Annotated in this window: 26 protein-coding genes; 12 read left to right on the top strand and 14 right to left on the bottom strand. The window is 64.6% G+C overall.

The window, feature by feature from the left end; all coding sequences use genetic code 11:
* Positions 1-17: 17 nt before the first annotated feature.
* A complete protein-coding gene (locus V6657_RS19875) occupies positions 18-752 on the bottom strand; it encodes an SDR family oxidoreductase (protein ID WP_048934835.1) in 735 nt (244 codons plus the stop codon).
* Between the two features lie 93 nt (positions 753-845).
* Between V6657_RS19875 and V6657_RS19870 the strand changes: the two genes are divergently transcribed.
* Positions 846-1,427: a TetR/AcrR family transcriptional regulator gene (locus V6657_RS19870; protein ID WP_048934836.1), complete on the top strand. Its 582-nt coding sequence runs from the start codon at positions 846-848 to the stop codon at positions 1,425-1,427.
* Here the strand turns inward: V6657_RS19870 and V6657_RS19865 are convergent, their stop codons facing one another.
* The 5 genes from V6657_RS19865 to V6657_RS19845 all read right to left on the bottom strand — a co-directional run bounded on the left by V6657_RS19865 (position 1,428) and on the right by V6657_RS19845 (position 4,685).
* Complete coding sequence (locus V6657_RS19865; protein WP_048934952.1) at positions 1,428-1,919, bottom strand: hypothetical protein; 492 nt, start codon at positions 1,917-1,919, stop codon at positions 1,428-1,430.
* A complete protein-coding gene (locus V6657_RS19860) occupies positions 1,916-2,410 on the bottom strand; it encodes a hypothetical protein (RefSeq protein WP_031328827.1) in 495 nt (164 codons plus the stop codon). The genes V6657_RS19865 and V6657_RS19860 overlap by 4 nt, the downstream gene beginning before the upstream one ends.
* Positions 2,411-2,546: 136 nt before the next feature.
* Positions 2,547-2,864 carry a putative quinol monooxygenase gene (locus V6657_RS19855; protein ID WP_048934837.1) on the bottom strand — a complete coding sequence of 106 codons (318 nt, stop codon included), beginning with the start codon at positions 2,862-2,864 and terminating at the stop codon, positions 2,547-2,549.
* A 43-nt stretch (positions 2,865-2,907) separates the two neighbouring features.
* Entirely contained in the window at positions 2,908-3,711 is an 804-nt protein-coding gene (locus V6657_RS19850) for a helix-turn-helix domain-containing protein (protein ID WP_160315305.1), read from the bottom strand.
* 74 nt (positions 3,712-3,785) lie between these two features.
* Positions 3,786-4,685: a LysR family transcriptional regulator gene (locus tag V6657_RS19845; RefSeq protein ID WP_048934839.1), complete on the bottom strand. Its 900-nt coding sequence runs from the start codon at positions 4,683-4,685 to the stop codon at positions 3,786-3,788.
* A 158-nt stretch (positions 4,686-4,843) separates the two neighbouring features.
* Between V6657_RS19845 and V6657_RS19840 the strand changes: the two genes are divergently transcribed.
* Positions 4,844-5,614 (top strand): glucose 1-dehydrogenase, encoded by a 771-nt coding sequence (locus tag V6657_RS19840; RefSeq protein WP_048934840.1) that lies wholly within the window; start codon positions 4,844-4,846, stop codon positions 5,612-5,614.
* A gap of 40 nt (positions 5,615-5,654) precedes the next feature.
* On the opposite strand, the gene V6657_RS19835 is transcribed toward V6657_RS19840, so the two are convergent.
* Positions 5,655-6,449 (bottom strand): helix-turn-helix transcriptional regulator, encoded by a 795-nt coding sequence (locus V6657_RS19835; protein ID WP_048934841.1) that lies wholly within the window; start codon positions 6,447-6,449, stop codon positions 5,655-5,657.
* Between the two features lie 107 nt (positions 6,450-6,556).
* Here V6657_RS19835 and V6657_RS19830 point away from each other — a divergent pair, with 107 nt between their 5' ends.
* Positions 6,557-7,447: a DMT family transporter gene (locus V6657_RS19830; RefSeq protein ID WP_048934842.1), complete on the top strand. Its 891-nt coding sequence runs from the start codon at positions 6,557-6,559 to the stop codon at positions 7,445-7,447.
* Positions 7,448-7,569: 122 nt separating this feature from the next.
* Positions 7,570-8,610 (top strand): LacI family DNA-binding transcriptional regulator, encoded by a 1,041-nt coding sequence (locus V6657_RS19825; protein ID WP_048934843.1) that lies wholly within the window; start codon positions 7,570-7,572, stop codon positions 8,608-8,610.
* 18 nt (positions 8,611-8,628) lie between these two features.
* Here the strand turns inward: V6657_RS19825 and V6657_RS19820 are convergent, their stop codons facing one another.
* The 5 genes from V6657_RS19820 to V6657_RS19800 form a co-directional block, all read right to left on the bottom strand.
* Entirely contained in the window at positions 8,629-9,555 is a 927-nt protein-coding gene (locus V6657_RS19820; protein WP_048934844.1) for an NAD(P)-dependent oxidoreductase, read from the bottom strand.
* Positions 9,556-9,865: 310 nt separating this feature from the next.
* On the bottom strand, positions 9,866-11,065 hold the full coding sequence (locus V6657_RS19815; protein WP_048934845.1) for a sugar ABC transporter permease: 1,200 nt from the start codon (positions 11,063-11,065) through the stop codon (positions 9,866-9,868).
* Positions 11,066-11,079: 14 nt separating this feature from the next.
* Complete coding sequence (locus V6657_RS19810; RefSeq protein ID WP_048934846.1) at positions 11,080-12,627, bottom strand: xylose ABC transporter ATP-binding protein; 1,548 nt, start codon at positions 12,625-12,627, stop codon at positions 11,080-11,082.
* Between the two features lie 42 nt (positions 12,628-12,669).
* The gene (gene xylF, locus V6657_RS19805) at positions 12,670-13,680 is read right to left on the bottom strand and encodes a D-xylose ABC transporter substrate-binding protein (RefSeq protein ID WP_048934847.1); all 1,011 of its coding nucleotides are present in this window, start codon (positions 13,678-13,680) and stop codon (positions 12,670-12,672) included.
* Between the two features lie 31 nt (positions 13,681-13,711).
* Entirely contained in the window at positions 13,712-15,067 is a 1,356-nt protein-coding gene (locus tag V6657_RS19800; RefSeq protein WP_048934848.1) for a carbohydrate porin, read from the bottom strand.
* A 307-nt stretch (positions 15,068-15,374) separates the two neighbouring features.
* Here V6657_RS19800 and cynS point away from each other — a divergent pair, with 307 nt between their 5' ends.
* Positions 15,375-15,818 carry a cyanase gene (gene cynS / locus V6657_RS19795; RefSeq protein ID WP_048934953.1) on the top strand — a complete coding sequence of 148 codons (444 nt, stop codon included), beginning with the start codon at positions 15,375-15,377 and terminating at the stop codon, positions 15,816-15,818.
* A gap of 4 nt (positions 15,819-15,822) precedes the next feature.
* Here the strand turns inward: cynS and V6657_RS19790 are convergent, their stop codons facing one another.
* Positions 15,823-16,662, bottom strand: coding sequence for a FadR/GntR family transcriptional regulator (locus V6657_RS19790; RefSeq protein ID WP_048934849.1), 840 nt, complete (start codon positions 16,660-16,662; stop codon positions 15,823-15,825).
* Positions 16,663-17,017: 355 nt separating this feature from the next.
* On the opposite strand from V6657_RS19790, the gene V6657_RS19785 reads away from it, so the two are divergent.
* The 7 genes from V6657_RS19785 (at position 17,018) to V6657_RS19755 (ending at position 24,331) form a co-directional block, all read left to right on the top strand.
* Complete coding sequence (locus tag V6657_RS19785; protein ID WP_048934954.1) at positions 17,018-18,217, top strand: ABC transporter substrate-binding protein; 1,200 nt, start codon at positions 17,018-17,020, stop codon at positions 18,215-18,217.
* Between the two features lie 61 nt (positions 18,218-18,278).
* Entirely contained in the window at positions 18,279-19,136 is an 858-nt protein-coding gene (locus tag V6657_RS19780; RefSeq protein WP_048934850.1) for a branched-chain amino acid ABC transporter permease, read from the top strand.
* Positions 19,136-20,104 carry a branched-chain amino acid ABC transporter permease gene (locus tag V6657_RS19775; RefSeq protein ID WP_048934851.1) on the top strand — a complete coding sequence of 323 codons (969 nt, stop codon included), beginning with the start codon at positions 19,136-19,138 and terminating at the stop codon, positions 20,102-20,104. The genes V6657_RS19780 and V6657_RS19775 overlap by 1 nt, the downstream gene beginning before the upstream one ends.
* Positions 20,101-20,871, top strand: a complete 771-nt coding sequence (locus V6657_RS19770) for an ABC transporter ATP-binding protein (protein ID WP_048934852.1) — start codon at positions 20,101-20,103, stop codon at positions 20,869-20,871. Before V6657_RS19775 ends, V6657_RS19770 begins: the two co-directional genes overlap by 4 nt.
* 5 nt (positions 20,872-20,876) lie before the next feature.
* Positions 20,877-21,575, top strand: coding sequence for an ABC transporter ATP-binding protein (locus tag V6657_RS19765; protein WP_137884692.1), 699 nt, complete (start codon positions 20,877-20,879; stop codon positions 21,573-21,575).
* 13 nt (positions 21,576-21,588) lie between these two features.
* Positions 21,589-22,842, top strand: coding sequence for a Zn-dependent hydrolase (locus V6657_RS19760; protein ID WP_048934955.1), 1,254 nt, complete (start codon positions 21,589-21,591; stop codon positions 22,840-22,842).
* Positions 22,843-22,855: 13 nt separating this feature from the next.
* Complete coding sequence (locus V6657_RS19755) at positions 22,856-24,331, top strand: M81 family metallopeptidase (RefSeq protein ID WP_048934854.1); 1,476 nt, start codon at positions 22,856-22,858, stop codon at positions 24,329-24,331.
* Here the strand turns inward: V6657_RS19755 and V6657_RS19750 are convergent.
* Positions 24,262-25,461 carry a hypothetical protein gene (locus V6657_RS19750; RefSeq protein ID WP_200900883.1) on the bottom strand — a complete coding sequence of 400 codons (1,200 nt, stop codon included), beginning with the start codon at positions 25,459-25,461 and terminating at the stop codon, positions 24,262-24,264. The genes V6657_RS19755 and V6657_RS19750 overlap by 70 nt on opposite strands.
* Between the last annotated feature and the right edge of the window lie 15 nt (positions 25,462-25,476).

Here is a 25,476-nt window from a genome sequence, read left to right as displayed (position 1 = left end):
CTGGTGTTGTAATGGTGTTACCAGCGCTCGATCCACGGGCGCAGATCCAGTTCGTGCGTCCAGGCGTCGCGTGGTTGCGTGTGCAGGTACCAGTAGTTCTCGGCGATGTGCTCGGGGTTGAGAATGCCGTCTTGGTCTTTCAGGGCATAGCGCTCGGGAAAGTTCTCGCGGATGAATTCGGTATCGATGGCGCCATCGACCACCACATGCGCCACGTGGATGCCCTTCGGGCCCAGCTCGCGCGCCATGCTTTGCGCCAGCGCCCGCAGCGCATGCTTGGCGCCCGCGAATGCCGCAAAGTTGGCCGATCCGCGCAGGCCGGCCGTCGCCCCCGTGAAGAGAATCGTGCCGCGCCCCCGCGTGACCATGCGCTTGGCCACTTCGCGCCCGGCCAGGAAGCCGGAGAAGCACGCCATCTCCCAGATCTTGAAGTACTTGCGGGCGGTCTCTTCCAGGATGCTGCTCGGCACGTTGGCGCCGATGTTGAAGACCATCACCTCGATCGGGCCGACGTCGCGCTCGATGTTGTCGACGAGCTTGATGACGTCTTCCTCCTTGCGCGCATCCGACGCGAAGCCGAGCGCCTGGCCGCCTTCCGCGCGGATCGCTTCGACCAGCGGCTGCAGCTTGTCGGCCGAGCGGCGTGTGACGCAGGCAACCAGGCCCTCGCGCGCAAAGCGTTTGGCGATGGCACCGCCTGTGGCGTCTCCTGCACCGATGACGAGTGCCGCCTGCTTGTTGCTTGTCTCCATATCCACCTCGTTTATAAAATAACGATCGTTATCGTAACAAACGTTATGCTACTGGTTGCATAGTGTCAAGCGAGTCGAAGTACGGAGGTCAGGATGCGATACCAGCCGGGTCACAAAGAAGAAAAGCGCAAGGAGCTGCTCAAGGCAACCGCCCGCAAGGTCAAGATCAGTGGGTTTGCGGCGACGGGGGTGGATGCCCTTGCGCAGGCCGCCGGCATGACCAGCGGCGCGTTCTACAGCCACTTTGGTTCCAAGTCGGATTGGCTCAAGGCGCTGATCGAGGCCGAACTGGCCGCCAGCCGCGAGATGTGGGCCGGCAACCCGCACGATACGGCGGAAGATTGGCTGCGCTTTGAGCTGGACCGCTACCTGAATCTCGCCCACGTAAAGCATCCCGAAGCGGGCTGTGCGGTGCCTGGTTTGGCAGCAGAGATTGCACGCGCAGACAACAGCGTGCGTGAGCTCTATCAGGAAGAGATGCGCAAGGGCCACGCGGTTCTCGCGCAGCGCCTGGGCGATGACGATGCAGCGTGGGCGATGATCGCGCAGTTGGTGGGCGCCATCCATATCGCCCGGGCCATGCCGGACGAGGCCATGCAGCGGGTCGTCATCGAAGCGAGCAAGCGGTTTTTGCAGGACGCTGTGATGCGCCTGGCGGCCAAGGCTCAGCCGTAATTACTGCAGATTGCCCCAGCGCGGCACGGCGGGTTCTGCATTGGCCCATTGCCAGGCGTTGCCGTTCTGGCAGGCGTAGATGGTGTAGCCGGGTGCAGTCTTGGGGGCGTCGCCGTCCTGCACGGTGAGGATCGCCTCGCGGCACGTTGCCAGCGGCGTGGTGAACGTGCGTACCAGCACCACCTTGCCGTGTGCCTTGGTGATGCCCATCAGGCGTTCCAACGACCAGTTGAGCGAAGGAGCGCCGTCACTCAGCCGGCCCACTGCTGTGGCCAGCGCGTCTTGCTCACTGGCTGCCCATTTGCGCGTGGCGTACTTGATCGACGCATCGGTAGCTGCGTTGACCGTGACGGCCACGCCATAGGCCACTGCCGGATTGGCCGTCACTGCGCCGCTGGCCACGCCTGCCGCCGCGCCCGTCAGCGGCCCGACGGAGGAGCATCCGGCAACCAGGCCTGCGCAGCCCAACAGAAGCCAGCGCAACGTCCTCATTGCAGCGAACCCCAGCGCGCGGTGGCCGGCTCGGCGGTGGCCCATTTCCATTGCTTGCCGTCGTTGCAGATCGACGCGATGAAGAAGTCGACCTGTGTGGCCTCGCCGTCTACGGTGAAGAGAATTTCCTTGCAGCTGACGAGCGGCCCGTTGATCGAACGGGTGACGACAACGCGCCCGCGTTCATCGGGCTCAAGGGGGATGCGGTGCTTGATCTGCCAGTTGCCGACAGTGTTGTCAGGCAGTGCGCCTGCGATCTGGGCAATCTGATCCTGTGTCTCGGTGTGCACGACGCGCTGGGTGTGCTGCAGTGCCGCGCGGGCGCCGGCCTGCACACCCAGGCCGATACCGGTGGCCACTGCGGCGTTGTCGGTCACCTTGGCGGCAAGGGCAGCGCCACCAATACCGGCCGCGGCCGTCGTACCTTCCGACATGAAAGAACTGCAGCCGCTGAGTACCGGCGCGCTCAGGGCGAGGGCACAGCCCAGCATCCGTGCGGATGTGAACCAAGGTGTGCGCATGGGGGGCTTCCAAATCTGCAACGCGCTTGATTCTAAGGGATGTCGCTGCCCGGAAACGGTTATGTGGCGGCGCTTCCCACAATTGTTTTCAGTTCGCGCGGGTCACCTATACTGTTCTGCCCAGCGTCAATCCATGCGCTTCCATCAGCGTTCCGCTGGTGATTTCTGGAGGTGCTGTGAGCAGCGTGTCGAACGTCGCCAGCGCGCGCTGCACGGGTTCGGAGGTCATGTGCGCCTCCCACGCAGCCCGGTCCCGATACACCTCGTGCAGGAGAAATACGTCCGACTCTTCGTGCGCGCGATAAAAGGAATACGCCAGCGTGCCGGGCTCCTCGCGCGCCAGTGCCACCAGCGTCGAGAGCTGCCCGCAGAGCGCATCAACGGTTTCGGGCCGCGCCCGCAGTCGAACGATCAGCAGATACATGCTTCACCTCAGAACTAGGAAGATGGGTTGCCATCTTTCCTGGTCAGGCGAGCGAGGTCTTGTAGAAATGCGTCTTCGATTGCGCATCTTGTCGATAGCGCAATGGCGATTGCCCAGTGAGCGATCGAAACTCGCGATTGAACTGCGGTTGATCGTAGTAGCCGTGCGCGAGCGCAGTGTCGAGCAACGGCGATTGCGGTTGCAGATGCAAGGCGCGTACGGTGTGCTGGAACCGTACCAGCCGCCGGAATGCGACCGCCGGCAAGCCTTCTACCGCCAGGAAGCGACGCTCTAGTTGCCGCCGGCCGAGGTGCAAGCGTGCGGCGAGCGCATCGATGGAGGTGGCGTGTGGCGCGGCATAGAGCGCGGCAACCGCTGCCGTCACCTGGGCATCGGCGTGTGCGGGTGCCAACCGTGCCAGCAGGAACGCATCGATCAACGCAACGCGCTGCGAGAAATCGGCGGCCTGCGCCACCTGCTCGTGCCAATGGAGTGCTTCGCGACCCCACAGTGCGTCGATCGGCGCCTGCGTATCCAGCAACCGGCCGATGGATTCGCGGACCAACGCCCCCCATCGACCCGCGCGAATCCGTATCGCCGTGAAGCCGATGTCATGGGTTGATGCCAGCGCATACGGCTGCAGCCGTACGCTCAGCATGTGGGCGGCGGGCAGCGCGGCTCCGCTCTCGCTACGAAATGGCAGGCGGTGATGCAGGAACACTTCGGCGCCAGTGCCGGGCAGTAGTCGTGGTAGTGCAATGCGCTCGCCCGGCGTGGCTTCCCAACTCCAGTAGCGGTCGATGTAAGGGCGCAGTGCGGGATGCGGGCGCGCCATCTGCGTTTGCACGGGTTTGCCTCGAGGCGGTCGACACGCCATTGTGCTGCAGCGTTTGGGCAGAGGGGCAGCCACGTTGCCCGCTTTCACGTACGGCAGAGCACCTTCAGGTGCGCGACCAGCGCATCGAACACCACCCGCACGCGCGTTGGTACTGGCCCCCGCTGCGGGCGATAGACGTGAAGCGTCCATGAAGGAGGCTCGAACCGCCGCAGCACGCGCACCAGTTCGCCGCGCTCGACGTGCGGGCGCAGCAGGTACTCGGAGGTTTGCGTGAAGCCCAGGCCCGCGCAGGCGGCTTGCACCTCGGTCTCCGGGTCATCGGTCACGAAGGCCGTGCGGCGGGGCTGGATCTGGGTGTCACTACGGAAGGCCCACGGCCAGGCACGGCCATCCGCGCGGTTGATGAGCGTGGTGACTGGCAGCGCCAGCAGTGCGTCGGGCGTCTTGGGTTCGCCCACACGGGCGAGCAGCGCGGGTGCGCCCACCACCCACAGCGGCACGGTGCCGATCGAGCGCGCCACGAAGCGGTTGTCACCGATGAAGCCGACGCGCACGCCCACGTCGATCTGCTCATCCACCACAGCGGAAGGGGTGTCCGACAGCCGAAGGTCTGCGACCAGGCCCGGGTGTTGTTGCATCAGCGCCGTCAGCACGGGCATGACATAGGTGCGCCCCACGTGCGAAGGCGCCGTGACACGCACGATGCCGCCCGTCTCTGCCGCCTTGGCCGAGGAGGCATCGAACAGGCCTTCGACGGTCTGCAGCGCGGTCTGCGCCTGTGCGGCGAGATGCTGCCCGTAGCGCGTGATCTGCACGCTGCGCGTGTTGCGGTGGAAGAGCGTTTCGCCTAGCGTGTCCTCCAACTCGCGCACCGCCCGCGTGACGGCCTGCGGTGATACGCCAAGCCGCGCAGCGGCCTCTCGAAACGTCGTCGCGCTGGCGGCCGCAGTGAAGATGCGCAGCAGTTCAAGCCGGTCTTGCATGGCAACCCCTTGAATTCCAGAAATGGGAATTTTGTTTGCCGGATTATTCCATTTATTTGCCGCGTCGGCTTACCCATACTTGGCTCCAAGCCTGGTTGTACCGAGCACCACCTAACCGCCGGACGCCAGATTTTTCCATTTACGGCAAGGAGCCGAACATGAACGCAGCAACGCAACAACTGAAGGACAAGATCGCCCTCGTGACGGGTGCCAGCTCGGGTATCGGGCACGCTTCAGCCATCGAACTGGCCAAGCGCGGTGCCAAGGTGGTCGTGGCTGCACGGCGCAAGGCAGAGCTCGATGCGCTGGTGCAGACGATCCGCGCGCAAGGTGGCGAAGCGGCCGCCATCGAAGCCGACGTCACGCGCGAAGACGACATCCGCAAGATGGTCGACTTCACCGTCAGCACGTACGGGCGCCTGGACATCGCTTTCAATAACGCAGGCACCGAGGGCGTGTTCGCACCGCTCACCGAGCAGACCGATGCTACCTACGACAAGGTGTTCGATCCCAATGTGCGCGGCGTTTTCCATTCGATGAAGTACGAGGCCGAGGTGATGCTCCGCCAAGGCTCGGGCAGCATCATCAACAACGCATCGATGGGCGGCGTGATCGGCTTTGAGAACGCGGGCTTGTACATCGGTACCAAGCACGCGGTGATCGGCATGACGAAGACCGCGTCGATCGAATGGTTCCGCCGTGGCATCCGCGTCAACGCGCTGGCGCCGGGCTTGATCGAGACGCCGTTCCACCATCGCGGCATCTGGCCGTCGGCCGAGGCGATGTACGACTTTGCCGCCAACACGCCAGCGGGCCGCGTCGGCAGCGCGCAGGAGATGGCGACGATCGTGGCCTTCCTCGCCTCGGATGATGCGAGCTTTGTGTCGGGCCACGCGCTCGTGGCGGATGGCGGGTACTCGGTGGCTTGATGTGGTGGGCTATGCGGTGGGGCCAGGGTTTGTTGAGACCCTAGGTCTCGCCGCACATCTGCCGCCGGTAACGCTCCGGCGAGAACCCGACCTGCTTGCGGAACATTGCGATAAACGCCGAGGGCGTTCCGTAACCGAGCGCCAGGGCAATGTCCTGCACCGAGTGGTCTTCCTTCAGCCACACCAGCGCACGCAGCAGGCGCACGCGGTTGCGCCATTGCACGAAGCTCATGCCGAGTTCGGCCTGAAAGCGGCGTGCGAGCGTGCGCTCGGTGCTGTGCACGCGCTCTGCCCAGGCTTGCAGGGTGGTGTTGTCGGCGGGGTCCAGCCGGATGGCCTGGAGGATGGGCTCGATCTGGCGGTCCTGGCTGTCGGGCAGATAGCTGTCGGTGTGCTCGGCGCGGGTGAGCAGTTCGAGCATCAACTCGAACTGGCGCAAGTCCCATGCGTCCTGCATGACCGACACGCGGCGCGCGGCAAAGTCCTCAAACAGCGCGCGCACCAGCGGCGTTTGCGCAATCAGGCAGCCCGTTGCGGGCAGGCGCTCGGCCAGGGACTCCGCCACGTACACCGAGATGAAATCCGTCGCCTGCCGGATCGACGCGGAATGCGGCACGTTGGCCGGCACCCAGATCAGGTATTCCGCCGGCGCCGTCAGCTTGTGGGCTTCCACGGTCGCCTCCATCAGGCCGAGGCTGATCCGGCAGAGCTGGCCCCACGGGTGCGTATGCGGCTCGACGGCGGTTTCGGGCTCGAAGTGGTTGTACCGGAAGTAGAACGGCACGCCCTTCGGCACGCGCAGGTCGGCTTCGCGGTAGGCGGAGGCGGTGTACATGTTGGCGCGCTTTGTCGCTTTCGATGCGTCAGATTGTCTGGTTTGAATTATATGTTCCGAACCAGACATCACTACACTTCGGCCATCGTCTGATAACGGAGGCCATCGTGCCTGTGCTGTATCCCCTGCTGGCGGTGTTGATTTGGGCCGCCAACACCATCGTTTCCAAGGCCGCCGCCGGTGTGCTGGATCCGGCGGCCATCTCGCTCTACCGCTGGCTGCTGGCGGCGTGCGTGCTTACGCCATTCTGCGTGCGGCCGCTATGGCGCCAACGTGCTGACGTGGCGGCGCAACTGCCGCGCTTTGCCGTGCTCGCGCTGCTGGGCATGGTGATGTACCAGTGCCTGGCCTACTACGCCGCGCATAGCACGAGCGCCACCAACATGGGCGTGATCGGCGCGTTGATCCCGATGCTGGGGCTGATCCTCAACGTTGCGGCGTTTCGCCAGCCCGTGGGCATGCAGGCGGTGACGGGCGTCGTGGTGTCGTTGCTGGGCGTGCTGTATCTGCTTGGCCGCGGGCATCCGGCTACGTTCCTCGACGGCGGCGTCAATCGCGGCGACGTGCTGATCCTCATCGGTGCAACGTCGTACGCGCTGTACAACATCCTGTACCGACGCTGGGCGCTGCCGTTCGGGCAATGGCTCAATCTGTACGTTCAGGTGCTGATTGCCGTCGTGTTTCTGGTGCCGCTGGCCTTCACCGCGCAGAGTCTGGCGATTCCGCGCCAGGGCATCGGGCTCGTGGTGTTTGCGGGCATTGCCTCGTCGATTGTCGCGTCGTATCTGTGGATGCTGGGCTTGAAGCGCATCGGCGCCGAGCGTACGGCGATCTTGATGAACCTGATGCCTGTCTTCACCGCAGCCATGGCGGCGGTGATGCTGGGCGAGACCGTGCACGGCTATCACTGGATCGGCGGCGGGCTTGTGCTGCTGGGCGTGAGTCTGGCGCAGGGCATCGTCCGTCTGCCGATCGGGCAATCGCGCGTCCAGGCTTGAGCCCACGTTGATTTTCTCCCCGCGCTGCGCGAGGGTTGGCGGTAAAATCGAACGTACGACGGGCGCGTTAGCAGCGCCCGTCTCGTGTTCGAGACCCCCATTTGCCCGACCCCCGCCAGACCATGAAACGGAGCGCTGGAGCCGTCACCGTCGATGATGTTGCCGCGCATGCGGGCGTGTCGATCAAGACCGTCTCGCGCGTGTTGAACCACGAGCCCAACATCAGCGAGAAGACGCGCGCCAAGGTGGTCGAGGCGATGCAGGCACTCGACTACCGGCCCAATCCCGCCGCCCGGCGCCTAGCCAGCAAGCGCGCCGACATCATCGCGCTGGTCTACGACAACCCCTCCGACAACTACATCGTCAACATCCAGCACGGCGCGCTCGAAGCCTGCCAGGCGCTCGACTACAGCCTGCTGCTCACGCCCTGCAACTACCGCGATCCGAACCTCGCCGAGCAGATCATCCAGAGCGTGCGCCAGCGCGCGCTGGCCGGGCTGATCCTCACGCCGCCGGTGTCGGATGTGGCGTCGCTGGTGCATGCGCTGGACGAAGCCGGCGTTGACTACGTGCGGTTGGCGCCTGCGGATCGGCAACACAAAGGCTTGTCGGTCAATACCGAAGATCGTGCCGCCGCGCGCGATATGACATTGCACCTGATTGGGTTGGGCCATCGGCGCATCGGCTTTGTGGTGTGCGATCCGGACCACGGTGCGGCATACCAGCGCGTGTTCGGCTACCGCGACGCAATGGCGCAGGCGGGTATCGCTGTCGATGAGCGCCTGGTAGAGCAGGGCGAGCACTCGTTCGAATCTGGCGTGGCCTGCGCCGAGCGGCTGCTCTCATGCGAACCGCGCCCGACGGCCATCTTTGCCGGCAACGACGACATGGCCGCCGGCGTGCTGCGTGTGGCGCAGGCACGCGGCATCAAGGTGCCGGAAGAACTCTCCATCTGCGGCTACGACGATACGCCGCTGTCGCGCCAGCTGTGGCCGGCGCTCACCACCGTGCGCCAGCCGATTCAGGCAATGGCGCATGCTGCCGTCGAGCAGCTCATCGCTATCCACCGCCCGCACCTGCCCGGGCTGAAGCCGCACTCGGTGCATGAGAATCTGCAGTACGAATTGGTGATTCGCGAATCAACCTGCCCGCCGGCGCGTTGAAGCGCGACGCGCGCCAGGCTACACGGGCTGCCGGAGCCGCGCGTACAGATCATCCTGCGGGTCGTAGCCGATCAGCTTGCGGCCGGTTTCCAGGCCCCAATCCATGCCGCTGTTGTTCGACACGCCATTGACCACGATGGCCGGTGCCGGCCAGCCCGCCGGGTCTGCCGTGACAGAGCAAAGGAACAACTGCCGTAGATCGGCATTCGACAACCACATGTTGCGGAACCAGCGCAGCGCAATCCGGCTGGCTTCATCGGGCACTTCGGTGGGCACGGGCGTGTCGGCGGTGCCGGAGTGGTTGATGTCGTTCGGGTCGTTTTCATCTGGCAGGGCCCAGCCGATGCGCAGTGACACGATCGACAGCTTGCCGCCCGCGGCTGCCGACACAGCACCCACCGCTTTGCACAGCCGCTCGCCCATCGCTTTGGAGGTACCGTAGGCGAGCGAGTAGACGTCTTCGATGCCGTTGTTCCAGCGCGTGCCGGGCGCCGGAGGCAACTCGGCGGTGAGTTGGCTGGGGCCGATGGTGCCGGCCAGCGGTTGGTCTTTATACGCGCCCATTGCATGGTTGGACGAGGCAAACACGAAGCGCCGCACGCCACGCGTGGCAGCCGCCTCCAGCACGTTGAGCGTCATGCCGTAAGAGGCCAATGCCTGCTCCCACGTCGCATCGGGTGTGGAGTGGATGGCAGCCAGGTGGATGACGGCATCGACGTTGTTCAGCAGGTCGGTCCACGCGCCGTCGGCTTGCGTGAGATCCGCCTGGACCCATTGAAAGCGCTGAGCCGCCTGCGGCGAGAACTCGACGTTCTGGGCGACCCAGTCGACGCCGATGATGGACGTGCACCACGGGGCGGAGGCCAGCGCTTCAACGACTTTGCGGCCGAGGTTGCCGGCTACGCCGGTGACGAGTACGCGAGCAGGGGTTTGGTAGTCAGCCACGATGTTGGATTTTGCTTGTGTGTTTGATTGGAGCTTGGGCCTCGTGGTCCATCCCCCGTTTCACCCCCTGCCGGGGGCGACTCACTTTCTTTGTCTTGCCAAAGAAAGTAAGCAAAGAAAGGCGCGCCCGAGATGGCGACTTCCCCTTGAATTTGTGTCACCGGGCGGAGAAGGAGGCAAACTCGCTTCGCTCAGACAAGCCTCCTTCTTTTTTCCGCCCGCCGACAAAAATTCAAGGCGCCATCTAGGGCAGGAACGTCAACGGCCAAACCGTCAGTGGGCTTGTGTTGGCGCTGGGGTTCGTGTGTTGTCAGCCACGGTTCGAGCCGGACAGCACGTCAATCCACACCGCCAGCACCAGCACCACGCCCTTGACGATCATCTGCCACGAAGCGTCGACGTTCATCTGCTGCATGCCGTTGTCGAGGCTGGCCATGACGAGTGCGCCGATCAGCGCGCCGTATACCGTGCCCGAGCCGCCGCGCATCGACGTGCCGCCGATGAAGCAGGCGGAGATGGCATCCAGCTCGCCGCCCACACCGGCCGACGGCGAACCGGCGGCTGAACGCGCCGTGGTGATGATGCCCGCGAAAGCGCACATCAGGCCCATCAGCACGAACACCAGCAGCTTGACGCGGCTCACGTTCACGCCGGACAGGCGCGTGGCTTCCGTGTTGCCGCCCACCGCGTAGACATGGCGGCCGAACACGGTTTGCGTGGCCACGTACGAGAACACCGCCAGCAGGATCAGCAGGATCAGCACAGGCAGCGGCACGCCGTTGGCCTGGTTGAGCACGGCGACAAAACCGAACGATGCCGCCGCAATCGCCAGGAGCTTGAGGCCATCAGCCCACATTGGCGGGACTGCGAGTTGCAGGCGGGCGCGCTCGCTGCGGCGACGCACGGTCAGCACGACCGACATGGCGACAATGACGGCCGCCAGCGACCACGCCAGCCACGCGGGCACGAAGCTCTGCGCGATGTTGACGAGGTCATCCGGCACTGGTGCAATGGTTACGCTGTCGGTGCTCCACTGCAGCACGCCGCGGAACGCCAGCATGCCGCCCAGCCCGACGATAAACGAGGGCACGCGCAGCTTGGTGGTGATGAAGCCATTGAACGCACCAATGGCCGCGCCCACCACGAGCACCGTGCCCACGGCCAGCCACGTGTTCCACCCGAGATTGACGGTGAGGATGGCGACGAGCCCGCCGAGCAGGCCGAGCAGCGAGCCGACCGACAGGTCGATCTCTCCGGCGATGATGACGAACACCATGCCGCAGGCCAGCATGCCCGTCACCGACATCTGCAGGAACAGGTTGGAGATGCTGTTGGGCTTGAGAAACGTGCCGTTGGTCCGGAAGTAGAAGAAGATCCAGATGAGCGCCACGGCCAGCAGCAGCGCCAGCACCTTGTAGCGTACGAACAGTTGCTGGATGGCGCGGCTATCCAGATGCGAGCCGCCGCCACCGTTCTGGCGGGCGAGTTGGGATTGCAGGATGTTCGACATGGCAGTCTCTACAGCTAAGCCGCTTGGCGGCCGGGTTCAGCGTTGATTGCAGCAGCCAGGATGCGTTCCTGGGTCAGCCCTTGGTTGACGAAGTCGCCGCGCACCTGGCCTTCGCCCATGACCAGAACACGATCGCTCATGCCCAGGATCTCCGGCATTTCGGACGAGACCATGATGATCGCCACACCGCTGGCGGCCAGGTCGGCAATCATCTTGTAGATGTCGTACTTGGAGCCGACATCCACACCGCGTGTGGGCTCGTCGAGGATCAGCACCTTTGGCGCGGCCAGCACCATCTTCGTCACGACGGCCTTCTGCTGGTTGCCGCCCGAGAGGCTGGCGATCGACAGCGCGGGGCTGGCGGTCTTGATGCGCAGGCGCTTGATCTCGCGGTCGACCGTGGCGAGTTCTGCGCCCTTGTTGACGCGCACGCCACGCGCGTACTGCGCTAGGGTCGCAAGCGTGATGTTCTCGGCCACGCTCATCAGCGGCACGATGCCGTGGCGCTTGCGGTCTTCGGGGACGAGGCAGATACCGTTGGCGATGGCCTCGGCAGGGGAGTTCACCTTGACGGGCTTGCCTTCCATGACGATCTCGGCGGACGAGCGGCCAGGGTAGGCACCGAAGAGTGCCGACACCATCTCCGTACGCCCCGCACCCACCAGGCCGGCAATACCGAGGATCTCTCCTCGGCGTACGGCAAAGCTCACGTTGTCGGCGCGCTTGCGGTTGGGGTTGGTGACGTCCCAGCAGGTGACGTTGCGCGCTTCCAGCACGACGTCGCCCACGGTGTGTTCCACCTTGGGGAAGAGCGAGGTCATTTCGCGGCCGACCATCATCGTGATGATGTTGTCGATGGTCATGTCAGCGGCGGGGCGCGTACCGATGTGCTTGCCGTCGCGGATGACGGTGATGGTGTCGCACACGCGCTTGACCTCATCCAGCTTGTGCGAGATGTAGACGCACGCCACGCCGCTGCGCTTGAGGTCTTCAATAATGTGAAGCAGCACCTCGATTTCCTTGGCGGACAACGACGACGTCGGCTCGTCCAGGATCAGCAGACGCGCGTTCTTGGCGAGTGCCTTGGCAATCTCGAAAAGCTGCTGGTGGCCGCTGCCGTAGTTGCTGACGGGCGCGGCCACGTTCACGTCGGTCAGGCGCAGGCGGGCGAGGAGTTGTTCGGCCTTGGCGTGCATGGCGTCGTAGTCCATGCGGCCCCCCGGCTTGGTGATCTCGTTGCCGAGGAAGATGTTCTCCGTGACGGAGAGCTGCTGCACCAGCATCAGTTCCTGATGGATGATGACGATGCCTGCACGCTCGCTGTCGCGCACGGAATGCGCGCGCAGCGGTTGACCTTCCCATTCGATCTCGCCCTCGAAGGTGCCGTAGGGGTAGACCCCCGACAGCACCTTCATGAGGGTGGATTTTCCGGCGCCGTTCTCCCCGCACAAACCGACGCATTCGCCTGGCTGTACTGCCAGGCTCACGCCGTCGAGTGCGCGCACACCGGAGAACGACTTCACGATGTTGCGCATCTCGAACAGGGTGCCGTTACTGCTCATGGCGTCCTCCTACTCACAACGACTGACGACTGCATCGACTGCTTACTTGCCGAAGATCTGCTGGTGCGTATAGAAGCCGTCCTTGACGACGGTGCTGTCCAGGTTGTCCTTGGTCAGCAGGGTCGGCGTCAGCAGCACGGTGTCGACATCCTTCTTGCCGTTGTTCAGCTTGGTGTTGAACTTGGGCGCGGTACCCTTGACCAGATCGACGGCCATTTCAGCGGCGGTGGCGGCAATCTCCTTGATCGGCTTGTACACCGTCATGGCTTGCGTGCCTTCGGCCACGCGGCGCACGGCGGCCAAGTCGGCATCCTGACCCGACACCGGCACTTTGCCCGCCAGTTTCTGGCGTGCCAGTGCCTGGATGGCGCCGCCTGCCGTGCCGTCGTTCGAGGCGACGATGCCCTGGATGTTGTTGCTGTTGGCCGTCAGCGCGTTCTCAACGATGTTCTGGGCCTTGGAAGGGTCCCACTCCGGCGTCCATTGCTCGCCGACGATCTTGATGTCGCCCTTGTCGACCAGCGGCTTGAGCACCTTCATCTGGCCGTCGCGCAGCAGCCGCGCATTGTTGTCAGTGGAGGCGCCGCCCAGCAGGAAGTAGTTGCCCTTGGGCGCCAGTTTGACCACGCCCTGTGCCTGCAGCTCGCCCACCTTCACGTTGTCGAAGGTCACGTAGCCGTCGATGTCGGCGTTCAGGATCAGGCGGTCATACGATACGACCTTGATGCCCTTCTTCTTGGCGCTGGCAATGGCGTTGCCCAGCACCTTGGAGTTGAACGGCACGATCACGAGCACGTCGACGTTCTGCGCGATCAGGTTCTCGATCTGGGCGATCTGCTTGGCCTCATTGGCGTTGGCCGACTGCACGTTGACGGTGGCGCCCAGCTTCTTGGCAGCGTCGACAAAGTAATCGCGGTCATGCGTCCAGCGCTCGACACGCAGGTCGTCGATCGAGAAGCCGATCACCGGCGCTTCCTTGCTGGCATGGGCCGACGTTGCGGCAAAGCTCAGGACCGCCGCAGCGGCAATGGTGTTCAGTACACGGGAAATCATGAGAGGTCTCCTGTTGTGCATAAGGGTGTTCTTAGAACGTGATGCCCGTTTTCAGGCCGATCACGAACGCATTCTTGTTCTGCGTGGTACCGCCCGGATGCAGGATGTACTGCAGATTAGGACGGAAGTACACAGAGGGCACAGGCGAGTAGCTGTAGTACAACTCGCTCACGTATTCGTAGCCGTCACCCACGACGGTGTTTGAACCGGTACGGGCATTGCTCTGGCGGACGAAGTCAGCAAAGCGGCCGTTGTTGTGCGTTGCGCCGACAGCAAAGCCGACGGTGTCCGCCAGGCGATCAAACGGCCCTTTGTACTGCACGCCCACCGAGAGTTGGTGATCGGTCTGCGCGGTGTTGCGATCTGCCTGCGAGAAGTTCAGGAACACCGTGGCGCCGCGTCCGCCGGCCGTGCCGGTCACTTGCTGCTGCAGGTTCAGGTAGGCGCCATATTGGCCGCTGTGCTGCTTGGCGTCCAGGCCGGTGATGCCGCGCGGGTTGCCGTTCACGTCTTCGTACAGATCTTTGCCGTTGGACGTGTTGTACCAGACGCCTGCCTTGTACGAACCCGGCCGACCGTCGATGTTGGGCAGCCAGCCGAACTCCAGCGGGATCAGCGCGCCGGTGGTGCCACCCGGGTTGTTCAGCTTCCAGCCGTTGCGGCGGGCCCAGCTGTCATCCACGTAGTTCGGGTTGACCTGGTACACGCCGATCTGCGCGTAGGTTTCTGCCGAGGTGTGCACCTTGGCGCGGGCACCCCATTGGCTGGTCGGCCAGTTCACCCAGTAGCTGCCCACCAGGTTGCCCGGCTGCGAGCCGCAGAACGTCAGGTTTTGGAAGTCGCACGAGAACGAGAAGAAGTCTTCGCCCACCGTCACACGGCCGGCCTTGATTTCCAGGCGGTCGTTGAGCAGCTTCTGGTTCAGCCAGAACTGCGTCAGGTGCCAGGTCTGGCCGCGGCCATAGACCTCCTGGATCAGCATGTTGTTGCCGATGTTCGCATCGCTGCCGAGGTTGCGGCCGTTGCGGTCGGTGACAGTGGCCTGGAATGTAGCGCCTTGCCAGCCGGCCAGCTTGTTCAGGTCCAGCGTGGTGCCCATCACCCACTGGTCGGTATAGCGGGTGAGGTGCTCGGTGCCGCCGCTGAAGTTGTGCGCCACTTCGCTGCCGTAGCCGAGGTTGAACGTCACGCCCTGATCGGCTAGGCGGGTACGCAGACCGCCCCAGTCGCCCAGCAGATACGGGCTGGTGGTGATGTCGTATGCGTGGGCGCTGGCAGCGCCGAGTGCCAGTACGGCTGCCGCGATGGCCGACGCGCCAACGCGTTGACCAAAGCGCTTGTTGCGGGATTGACGACGTGCGGCCGGACGTGCGGCTTCGAGCTCCATGGACTGTCTCCTGATTATTGGTCCCGTCTGCCTTGGATGACAGCGGTGTCAGCGTTCTGTTCTCAAGGTGTAGCGGGCTGACGGACGCAAGAATGGCCACAATTGACAGCGCTGTCAATCTCGGGGTTTGCCCTAGTCCGAGGCCTGTCTGCAGCGTGTTGAGGAGGCGACGGGGGTGGATGTTGCGATGCGGAAATCGCAGCCGAACAGGCAAGTGCCTCCATGGGCGTGGCGCTTTGTGCATGGCATTGACCTTGCTCATGCTGCGCGCACCTTCCTCTTTGCCATCCAACCCAAGGAGCCGCACATGCAACGCGAAGATGTGACTGACCTGATCGTCCTGCAGAAGATCAAGAAGCAGCTGACGTGGGCGCAACTGGCCGAGGTGATCGGCCACAGCAAGGAGTGGAGCACCGCCGCACTGCTCGGTCAGATGACGCTGACCGAAGCACAGGCGAATGCCGTGGGTGTGGCGCTGGATTTGCCGGACGAGGCAATCGCGCTACTGCAGGTGCCGCCTTACAAGGGGTCATTGCCGACAGCTGTGCCGACGGACCCGCTGATCTACCGTTTCTATGAGCTGATCAGCGTGTATGGCACGACGTTCAAAGCGCTGATCCATGAAGAGTTTGGCGACGGCATCATGAGCGCGATCGACTTCAACATGGACCTCAAGCGCGAGCCCGATCCCAAGGGCGATCGGGTGCGCATCGTGATGAGCGGCAAATTTCTGCCGTACAAGACCTACTGAGCGCTCACGCGTCTTCGCTGCCGTCGTCGTGGTCGTCGATCAGCGGCCGATTGCGGCGCGGCATCTCGGAGTCGAGCACGAGCCGGCCATGCACGCGGCCCTTCATCCGCGTGACGTGATGTGTGCAGTCTTCCATGTGCGTGCTCATGAGTTCACGCACGGTTTCGGCGTCGCGCGCGCGTGCGGCGTCGAGAATCTGTCGGTGGAACTTGACGTTGGACGCGCCGAACTTGGCGTGCTCCTTGGCCGGGGTTTCGTTGCCGAACACCACAAGCTGTCGAATCATTTCGTTGATCAGCTCGCAGCAGAACCGCAGCATCGGGTTGGGGTTGGCGGCGGCCAGAATGTCGTGAAAGCTCAGGTCTTCCTGGCGTTGGTCGAGTGGCGCGGCGGCCTTGGCCGACGCCGGGTCGCACAGGTCGATCGTGTGCTCGAGCGCGCGGAAATCGTCTTCGGTCAGATGCGGCACGGCACCGGCGGCCAGCTCAGGCTCAAGCAATCGGCGCACGGTGTAGACATCCGCAATGCCGATGTCTTTGAAGAACAGGTAGTTCTGCATGAGCTGGAACGTGCGGTCGAGCGGCACCTCGACGATGGTGCCGCCGCCGGCGGGCCCCGTGCTCACACTCACCAGGCCTTGCACTTCCAATGATTTGAGCGCCTCGCGGATGGTGCCCTTGCTTACGCCAAAGGTCTCCTGCAGCTTGACCTCCTGCGGGAGCTTGTCGCCGGGCTTGAGGTTGCGCTGCGTGATCAGCCGCTTGAGTTCTTCGGCAACGAGGTCGGCGCGTTTCTGCTTGCGGATGCCGATCGACGCCGTCTTGCCTGCTCCGAGTGTGGCCATGGTTGTCCGTTCCTGAGTTGCGCGCATTCTAACTGCGGGGTCGTGCCGCGCGGCCTGACCGACGTGGTGCATGCATGCCCTTCGAGCGTGCGCACGCACCGTATATCTGCATCCTCGCCCGGTACTTCGACTCCACACACCTTGGCGTAAACACCGACCTCTTCGCCGTTGACGCGGCGCGGATGCGGCTTCTATGATGATTTCGCCTATTTATCATAACAAATATAAAGAACTGGTCTGGTTCTTGCTCGACTCGATGGTCGGCGAAAACCTCGCCGGTAAAGGCCAGGAGGAAGCTGCCGCCGGTGGTGGCTCCGAGCGCTGTTCTGTCCCACACGAACCCAAGGAGTGCGCTTTGAATCGTCGAGACTTGCTCAAACTGGCGGCGCTGTCCGCCGTGCCCGCGTCGGTGCTGCAGGCCCGTTCCGCGTTGGCTGCTGATGCCATCGAACTGGGCTGCCCGGTGCCGATGTCCGGTGCGTTTGCCGCCAACGGCAAGTTCGCCGACCTGGGCATGAAGCTGGCCGTGGAGCAATACGGCAAGGTGCTAGGCCGGCCGCTGGCGTACAGCGTGCTCGACACCGAGGGCAAGCCGGCCACGGCTGTACGCAAGGTTCAGGAACTCGCGCAGCAGAAGAACGCGCGCTACTTTGCGGGCGGCATCCTGTCTTCTGAATCGCTGGCGATGGGTAAGGAGGCGGAAAAGTTTGGCGGTGTGTTCATCACCACGGCCGGGGCCGATGAAATCACCGGCAAGGACTGCAACCGCGCGACGTTCCGCTGGTCGGTGCCGACCTACGGCGCCATCGAGCGCACCGTGCGGCCGCTGATCGAATCGATGCCGAAGGCCAAGCGCTGGTACACCATCACGCCGCAGTACGTGTTTGGCGATGGGCTGCTCTCGGCGGCCAAGAACATCTTCAAGGAAAAGGGCATTGAGCATGTCGGCAACAGCTACCACGCGCTCACCGAGAAGGAATTCAGCGGCTACCTGACCAACGCGATGGCCGCCAAGCCTGACGTGCTGCTGATCCTGAACTTCGGTTCGCAATCGTCCGACACGCTGCGCCAGGCAGTGAGCTTCGGCATGAAGAAGAACACGACGATCCTGGTGGCGTGGGCGTCGGGGCTGGAGCAATTCGAATCGCTGGGCGCGGACCTGTGCGACGGCGTGTACTTCGGCGCGCAGTACTGGCACGACGTGGACACGCCCGCCAACCGTGATCTGGTGAAGCGCACGCAGGCCGCGTTCAAGGCCAACCCGAACTACAGCCTGGCGGGCTCGTACACCTGCACGAAGATCCTGCTCGACGCGATGGCCAAGGCGGGCAGCGCTGACCCGAAGGCCGTGATTGCCGCGCTGCAGGGCATGAAGTACGACGGCCTGACCGGCGCCGAAGAGATTCGCGCGGCCGACCACCAGGTGCTCAAGAACTACTACCTGCTCAAGGGCAAGCCCAAGAGCCGCATGAAGGACAAGGACGACTTTGCCGAGGTGGTGGCCGTTGGCAAGGCGTTCCTGCCGGTCGAACAGACGCAGTGCAAGCTGGCTTGATCTGCCGACCGCCCGCGCTTGTTGTGAGTTGCGGGCTTCTGTCTTCCTGAATGCGATCCCAATGAACGTCTACCTGCTCCAGGTCGTCAACGGCGTGGGGATCGGCATGCTCTACTTCCTGCTGGCGGTAGGGCTGTCGATCATCTTCGGGCTGTTACGCTTCGTCAATTTCGCCCACGGCGCGTTCTATGCGCTGGGCGCGTATCTCTGCTTTCAGGCCCTGCAACTGGGCATGAATTTCTGGCTGGCGCTGGTGCTCGCGCCCATCGTCATCGGCGCGCTGGCGTGGGTGACGGAGAAGGTGCTGCTGCGCCACGTGTATGCGCAGGCGCACGAGTTCCACATCCTCATCACCGTGGGGCTGGCGCTGGCGGTGCAGGAACTGATCATCGTCGCGTGGGGGCCGCTGGGCGTGGACGTGCCGCCGCCCGATGCGCTGCAAGGCGTCGTGATGTGGGGCGATTTCGTTTATCCCAAGTATCGGCTGTTCGTGATCGGTTTCACTGCCGTGCTGGCGATGGGCTTGTGGTGGCTGCTCGAAGGCACGCGGCTCGGTAGTGCAGTGCGCGCGGGCAGTGAATCCACCGAGATGGTGTCGCTGCTCGGTATCAACGTATTCCGCCTGTTCAGTCTGATGTTTGCGCTCGGTGCCGCCACGGCGGCGGTGGCCGGCGTGCTCGCCGCGCCCATTCGTGGCGCTGAGCCCTTCATGGGCGTGGAAGCACTCGGCATCGCCTTCGTCGTGGTGGTGGTGGGCGGCATGGGCAGCTTTGCGGGGGCGCTGGTCGGCGGCCTGCTGGTCGGCATTGTGCAGAGCCTGATGAGCACGCTGTGGCCCGAGGGCGCGCGGCTGATGATCTACGTGGCGATGGCAGCCGTGCTGCTGCTGCGCCCGCACGGCCTGCTGGGGAGGGGATGATGCAAGCCGCATTCCATGGATTTGCGCGATACCGCTTCTGGTGGCTGTCGCTGGGTGTGACGTTGCTGCTGCCGCTGGTACTCAACTCCGGCACATTGGCGACCGAGGTGCTGGTCTACGCCATGGCCGTGATGGCCTGCAACCTGCTGCTCGGCTACACGGGGCTGCTGTCGTTCGGGCAGGGCATCTTTTTCGGGCTGGGCAGCTATGCAGTGGGCGTCGGCCTCACGCAGTTGTCGTTGCCGATGCCGGTAGCGATCGTGCTGGCAGTGGTCGTGGGCGCAGTCGTTGCAGCGGCGGTGGGGTGGTTCGCCATCCGTCAGCGCGGCACGTACTTCGTCATGCTCACGCTGGCCTTCTCGCAGATGTTCTACTTCCTGGCCTACACCACGCCGTCGCTTACGGGTGGGGACAACGGTTTGCTCGACATTCCACGCCCCGCGTTTACGGCATCGCCGTGGGCGTTCTATGCATTCGTGGCGGTGCTGTTCCTGATCGTGTTCTTCCTCGTGCAGCGTGTGACGGAATCGGTGTTCGGCCGCACGCTGCTGGCGATCCGCGACAACGAAGAACGCGCGCTCGCCGTCGGCTACAACGTGCGGGCGTTCAAGCTGCTCGCCTTCGTCATCTCGGGTGCGGTCACTGGCTTGGCTGGCGCGCTACACGCCATGCTCACGGGCATCGCGCCGCTGGCGAACATCGACTACCACGTCAGCGAAATGATCCTGGTGATGACCGTGATTGGCGGCACGGGCAACGTGTTTGCGTCGGTGCTGGGCGCGGCGTTTTATGTGCTGCTGTCGGACTGGCTCTCCAGCCTGTGGCCGCGCTGGCTGATGCTGCTCGGCTTCCTGCTGATTGCGGTGAGCCTTTTTATGCAGCGCGGGTTGTTCGGGCTTGGGCAGAAGCTGTGGCAACGCGTGCGTGCGCCGCGTACTGCGCCCGCTGTTCAGGAGGAACGCGCATGAGCACCACGCCCATCCTGCAAGCCACCGGCATCGTCAAGCAGTACGGCAAGTTCACCGCGCTGGGCGGTGTGGACTTGCGCGTGATGCCGGGCACGGTGCACTCCGTCATCGGCCCCAACGGCGCGGGCAAGACCACGCTGTTCCACATGCTCACGGGCACGCGCATGATCACCAGCGGCACCATCGTCTTTGATGGCCATGACGTGACGCGTGAAGCGGATTATCAGCGCGTGCAGCGCGGCATCGCGCGTTCTTTCCAGGTGACGAGCCTGTTCCCGAGCTTGAGCGTGCGAGAGAACCTGCGCCTGGCTGCGCTCGGCACCACGCCGCGTCGTGCCATGCATGGCTGGCGCTTGCCGCGAGGCGATCTGGCCTGCGCCGATACGGTTGACAGCGTGCTCGATCGGCTTGAATTGCCGCGCCTGGCTGACACACCTGCCGCCGCGCTCTCGCACGGCCAGCAGCGCCGTCTGGAGGTGGGCATGGCACTCGCCGCCAAGCCCCGCGCGATCTTCCTCGACGAGCCCACCTCCGGCATGGGCGTGGACGACCTGCCCGCCATGAAGGCACTCATCCGTGGGCTCGCGCACGACCACACCGTGGTGCTGATCGAGCACAACATGGACATCGTCATGGACATCTCCGACACCATCACCGTCATGCAGCAGGGCAAGGTGCTGATGGAAGGCACGCCCGACGCCGTGCGCGCAGACCCGCGCGTGCGTGCCGCCTACCTCGGCAACATGATCACGGGAGGCAAGAAGTGACGACGATCCTCGACGTAGAAGACCTCCACGGCTACTACGGCAAGAGCCACGTGCTGCAGGGCGTGGCGCTCACGGTAGGCGAGGGCGAACTGGTGACGCTGCTCGGCCGCAACGGCGCGGGCAAATCGACCACGCTCAAGGCGATTGCTGGGGTGGTTGCACCGCGTGGGCATGTGCGCTTTCGCGGCAAGGACATCGCCGGGCAGCCCGCGCATCGCATTGCCGCGCAGGGGCTGTGCCTGGTGCCGGAGCACCGCGGCATCTTCAAGCTGCTGACGGTGGAAGAAAACCTGAAGCTCGGCGCGCGGCGCGATTCGCCGTGGCAACTGGCCGACATCTACCGCATCTTCCCGCGCCTGCACGAGCGGCGCCGCAACGGTGGCGCGAACCTCTCGGGCGGTGAGCAGCAGATGCTGGCCATCGGCCGCGCGCTGATGAACCACCCGCGCCTGCTGATGCTCGACGAGCCGGTCGAGGGCCTGGCGCCCGTCATCGTGGAAGAGATCGTCGCGCAGTTGAAGGTGATCAAGCAGGCGGGCGTGTCCATCCTGCTGGTCGAGCAGAACCTGGAGGTCTGCACACAACTGGCCGACCGCCACGTGATCATCGAGCAGGGCCGCGTGGTCTACACCGGCAGCAATGACGATTTCCGCGCCGACGACGCCATCAAGGACCGCTACCTCGGCGTCGGGCTTGCCGCTTGAACCGCACACCATCATGACGACTACCCATCTCGACACTACTTTGCGTATCAACGGCGCGCGCCTGTGGAGCACGCTCATGCAGCAGGCCAGCATTGGCGCCACGCCCAAAGGTGGCGTGCGCCGCCTGGCGCTCACCGACCTCGACCGCCAGGGCCGCGATTTCTTCGTCGCGCAGGCCGAGGCGGCCGGCTGCACCGTGCGCGTGGACGCCATCGGCAACGTCTTCGCGCGCCGCCCGGGGCGCAACAACGCGCTGCCGCCCGTGATGACCGGCAGCCATATCGACACGCAGCCCACCGGCGGCAAGTTCGACGGCAACTACGGCGTGTTCGCGGGCATCGAGGTGGTGCGCACGCTCAACGATGTCGGCATCGAAACCGAAGCGCCTATCGAGGTGGCCGTGTGGACCAACGAAGAGGGCTCGCGCTTCGTGCCGGTGATGATGGGCTCCGGCGCGTTCATCGGCGAGTTCGCGCTGGACGCCGTGCTGGCCGCGCAGGACCGCGACGGCGTGGCCGTGGGCGAGGCGCTGCGCAGCATTGGCTATGCAGGCACCGAGACGGTGGGCGGCCGGCAGGTGGGCGCGTATTTCGAAGCGCATATCGAGCAAGGGCCCGTGCTGGAAGCCCACGCCACGACGATCGGCGTGGTGACGGGCGCGCTCGGGCAGCGCTGGTACGACGTGGTCTTCACCGGCATGGAGGCGCACGCCGGGCCGACACCGATGGAGTTGCGCCGCGATGCGTTGTTGCCTGCCGCAGAACTGGTCGGCATTGCCAACCGCATCGCACTGGAGCGTCCGCCGCATGCGCGTGCCACCGTCGGCTGCCTGAGCGTGCACCCCGATTCGCGCAACGTGATTCCCGGCAGCGTGTCCATGACAGTCGACCTGCGTGCGGCGGATGACGCCGTGCTGTCCGACATGGACGCCGCGCTGCAAGCCGCCGTGGCCGAGCTGCGCACACGCAGCGGCATTCAGATCGCACTGCGCCAGGTCGTCTACTTCCCGCCGCAACCGTTTGACGCGACGCTGGTCAACGCGGTGCGCAACGGCGCGCGGCAGCTCGGCTTGTCGGAGATGGACGTGATCAGCGGTGCGGGCCACGACGCGGTCTACCTCGCCCGTGTGGCGCCCACCGCCATGATCTTCGTGCCGTGCAAGGACGGCATCAGCCACAACGAGATCGAAGACGCCCGGCCCGAACACCTGGAAGCCGGTTGCAACGTGCTGCTGCATGCCATGCTGCAAGCCGCTGGCCCCATATAACCGATACACGCCCATGCGCATCCTGATCGCCCGCTTCAATCACGAGACCAACACATTCTCGCCGGTGCCGACGCCGCTGGCATCGTTCCATCCGCGCTATGGTGCCGACGCCTACCGCGCCGCCAAGGGCACGCGCACGGCGGCCGGTGCGTTTATCGATTTGGCGGAAGCGGCGGGCGCGGAGATCGTCGTGCCCGTCATCGCCGGGGCCAACCCGAGCGGGCGCGTCGCCGCAGAGGTATACACCGCACTGTGCGATGCCATCGTCGCGGCCGCGCCCGGGTGCGATGCGCTGATGCTCGACCTGCACGGGGCGATGGTCGCCGAGAACAGCGACGACGGTGAAGGCGACTTGCTCGAACGTTTGCGCGCGGTGGTGCCCGATGTGCCGATCACCGTCGCGCTGGATCTGCACGGCAACCTCACGCAGAAGTTCATCGAGCTGGCGGACATTGCCGTCAGCTTCAAGACCTATCCGCACGTCGACATGTATGAGACCGGTGAGCATGCCGGCCGCCTGCTGTTCGACAAGCTGGCCGGTCGCGCGAACCCGGTGCTCGCGTGGCGCTGCCTGCCGATGGTCACGCACACGCTGCGCAGCCGGACCGATGAAGGGGCGATGCATCGTGCCGTGGCGCTCGCCAAGCAGGCGGAGAAGGACGGCATGCTGGCCGTGTCGATCCTCGCGGGCTTCGGGTTGGCGGACATCGCCGCGCCATGCCCCTCCGTCGTGGTGGTCGGTAACGGCGATGCACAGGCTGCCGACGCCGCAGCCCAGCGCATTGCGGACGCCATCTGGGCGGACCGCGAAGGCTTCGTCTACCGCTCGGAACCGCTGGCCGAATCGATCGCACGCGCTGCCGACTTGGCGGATGGCCCCGGCAACGGCCCTGTGCTGCTGCTCGACCACGGCGACAACTGCATGTCCGGCGGCACGTGCGACGACATGCACGTCCTGCACGAAGCGTTGAAGCAGGGTTTGAGCGGCATCGCCGTCGGGCCCGTGTGTGATCCAGAAGCAGTCGCCGCGATGATCGAGGCAGGGGTTGGCGCCACCGTTACGCTGCCCGTGGGCGACAAGGTGCCGCTCACGCAGCTGGGCGTGTACCCGGTATCACGGGCGTTGACGGGCAAGGTTGCTGCCATCAGCGACGGCGAATACACCATCACCGGGCCCACCTACACGGGCCAGCGCATCCGCATGGGGCGCACGGCGCTGTTCGACATCGGCGCGGCGCAGGTCATCGTGACCGAGACGCCGCAGGAACATTGGGACCTCGGCATCTTCACGCACATCGGCGTGGACCCGCATGCCGCGCGCTTCGTGCTGCTGAAGTCGCGCATGTATTGCCGGCCCGTGTTCGTGCCGATTGCCAAGGCCGTGGTCGAGTGCGATGGCGGCGGTGTGACGAGTTCGGACTACAGCCGCTTTCCGTTTGCCGCGCTCAAGCGGCCGGTGTTTCCGTTGGATGCGGCGACTGCTTCGTAGAGATACCCGACCGGCTTACCCTCGGTCCGCTGCGGGCGCGTCTCGGTTCGGGTGATGATACGGCCCGCCAAACCGTCGATCTCTTCGCATTGCGCGCGCGTCCAGCTCCGCAGCTGTTCGATGTTCTTCAGCAGGCCGAGCCGGAGAATCTGCGTGTCTTCGCCCATGCCGACAAGCGCGACCGAATGCTGACCCGCCGTCACCACGTCGCCGGCGGTCAGTTCAAATACCTTGCCCGCACCGTCCTTGAATGTGGCCGTGCCGCGAATGACCCGGTAGATGACCACCTCGCCCTTCGAGAACGAGGCCGCGTCGACCGCACCCGCCTGGCTCTTGGGCAGGCTCGACTCACCGTGCGGGTCGGTGGCGATGAGGTGGCCGGTCACGAGCTGGCCGCTAGGCGCTTCGATGCCGGTATCACGCACGTACACCGGTTCGGGCGATCGGATGGAATCGCCGGCCAACGGCCTGTAGAGCGCATTCAACTCCAGCGGGTCTTGCACCCAGAAGCCCGCACCTGCCGGCCGATCATGCACCGGATGGCTCCAGGCGATGCGCGGTGTTTCGGCTTCGTTGATCAGTGCCGACGGCACAATCGTCGGGTTGGGAAACGAGGTCGGATCGGTGATAAACGCTTCGAGAAACTTGCCCGAGCACCCCATGGAAAGTGCGTCGGGCACCACGGTTTGCGGCGTGCTCAAGTTGTCTTCCGTGGACAGTCCCGACCACGTGTAGAAAAGCTGCCGATGCACGATCGCGCTTTGCAGGATCACCGAGCCGGGGCCGACGTAATGCAGCCGGCCATCGTAGTCGAACGTAAACACGCCCGATGTGACCAGCACGAACTGAAAGGCGCCCGGCGGCAGATGCATGTGGAAATCGGTCGGGCCCGTGTCTTCCAGGTAGATCGGCCGGTTGGTGGCGACCTCATGCAGCAGAAAGGCTTCGTTGTTGGCGGCAAAGCCTTCGTCGGCGCGGCTGTACAGCGCCTGCGGGCGATAGGTCGCCTCGTACTTGGCATCCTGGCGGCGATCGATGGCAACGAAGTCGCCCGTATTGAGGCGGATGGGGTTGCCGGCCGGATGCAACAGGCTGGAAGCGCGTAGGGACTCCGTGGTGTGCGTGTTCATCGCAACCCTCCGTGA

It is taken from the genome of Ralstonia sp. RRA, assembly GCF_037023145.1.
Classification (GTDB): domain Bacteria; phylum Pseudomonadota; class Gammaproteobacteria; order Burkholderiales; family Burkholderiaceae; genus Ralstonia.
Note: the sequence above shows the minus strand (reverse complement) of the source record. Positions and strands in the feature narration are given on the sequence as shown.

What these genes read in the sequence shown, in the direction of transcription:
- V6657_RS19875 (WP_048934835.1), bottom strand. Translation starts at nt 752, where the DNA reads ATGGAGACAAGCAACAAGCAGGCGGCACTCGTCATCGGTGCAGGAGAC.
- V6657_RS19870 (WP_048934836.1), top strand. Translation starts at nt 846, where the DNA reads ATGCGATACCAGCCGGGTCACAAAGAAGAAAAGCGCAAGGAGCTGCTC.
- V6657_RS19865 (WP_048934952.1), bottom strand. Translation starts at nt 1,919, where the DNA reads ATGAGGACGTTGCGCTGGCTTCTGTTGGGCTGCGCAGGCCTGGTTGCC.
- V6657_RS19860 (WP_031328827.1), bottom strand. Translation starts at nt 2,410, where the DNA reads ATGCTGGGCTGTGCCCTCGCCCTGAGCGCGCCGGTACTCAGCGGCTGC.
- V6657_RS19855 (WP_048934837.1), bottom strand. Translation starts at nt 2,864, where the DNA reads ATGTATCTGCTGATCGTTCGACTGCGGGCGCGGCCCGAAACCGTTGAT.
- V6657_RS19845 (WP_048934839.1), bottom strand. Translation starts at nt 4,685, where the DNA reads ATGCAAGACCGGCTTGAACTGCTGCGCATCTTCACTGCGGCCGCCAGC.
- V6657_RS19840 (WP_048934840.1), top strand. Translation starts at nt 4,844, where the DNA reads ATGAACGCAGCAACGCAACAACTGAAGGACAAGATCGCCCTCGTGACG.
- V6657_RS19835 (WP_048934841.1), bottom strand. Translation starts at nt 6,449, where the DNA reads ATGTACACCGCCTCCGCCTACCGCGAAGCCGACCTGCGCGTGCCGAAG.
- V6657_RS19825 (WP_048934843.1), top strand. Translation starts at nt 7,570, where the DNA reads ATGAAACGGAGCGCTGGAGCCGTCACCGTCGATGATGTTGCCGCGCAT.
- V6657_RS19815 (WP_048934845.1), bottom strand. Translation starts at nt 11,065, where the DNA reads ATGTCGAACATCCTGCAATCCCAACTCGCCCGCCAGAACGGTGGCGGC.
- V6657_RS19810 (WP_048934846.1), bottom strand. Translation starts at nt 12,627, where the DNA reads ATGAGCAGTAACGGCACCCTGTTCGAGATGCGCAACATCGTGAAGTCG.
- xylF (WP_048934847.1), bottom strand. Translation starts at nt 13,680, where the DNA reads ATGATTTCCCGTGTACTGAACACCATTGCCGCTGCGGCGGTCCTGAGC.
- V6657_RS19800 (WP_048934848.1), bottom strand. Translation starts at nt 15,067, where the DNA reads ATGGAGCTCGAAGCCGCACGTCCGGCCGCACGTCGTCAATCCCGCAAC.
- cynS (WP_048934953.1), top strand. Translation starts at nt 15,375, where the DNA reads ATGCAACGCGAAGATGTGACTGACCTGATCGTCCTGCAGAAGATCAAG.
- V6657_RS19790 (WP_048934849.1), bottom strand. Translation starts at nt 16,662, where the DNA reads ATGGCCACACTCGGAGCAGGCAAGACGGCGTCGATCGGCATCCGCAAG.
- V6657_RS19780 (WP_048934850.1), top strand. Translation starts at nt 18,279, where the DNA reads ATGAACGTCTACCTGCTCCAGGTCGTCAACGGCGTGGGGATCGGCATG.
- V6657_RS19775 (WP_048934851.1), top strand. Translation starts at nt 19,136, where the DNA reads ATGCAAGCCGCATTCCATGGATTTGCGCGATACCGCTTCTGGTGGCTG.
- V6657_RS19770 (WP_048934852.1), top strand. Translation starts at nt 20,101, where the DNA reads ATGAGCACCACGCCCATCCTGCAAGCCACCGGCATCGTCAAGCAGTAC.
- V6657_RS19760 (WP_048934955.1), top strand. Translation starts at nt 21,589, where the DNA reads ATGACGACTACCCATCTCGACACTACTTTGCGTATCAACGGCGCGCGC.
- V6657_RS19755 (WP_048934854.1), top strand. Translation starts at nt 22,856, where the DNA reads ATGCGCATCCTGATCGCCCGCTTCAATCACGAGACCAACACATTCTCG.
- V6657_RS19750 (WP_200900883.1), bottom strand. Translation starts at nt 25,461, where the DNA reads ATGAACACGCACACCACGGAGTCCCTACGCGCTTCCAGCCTGTTGCAT.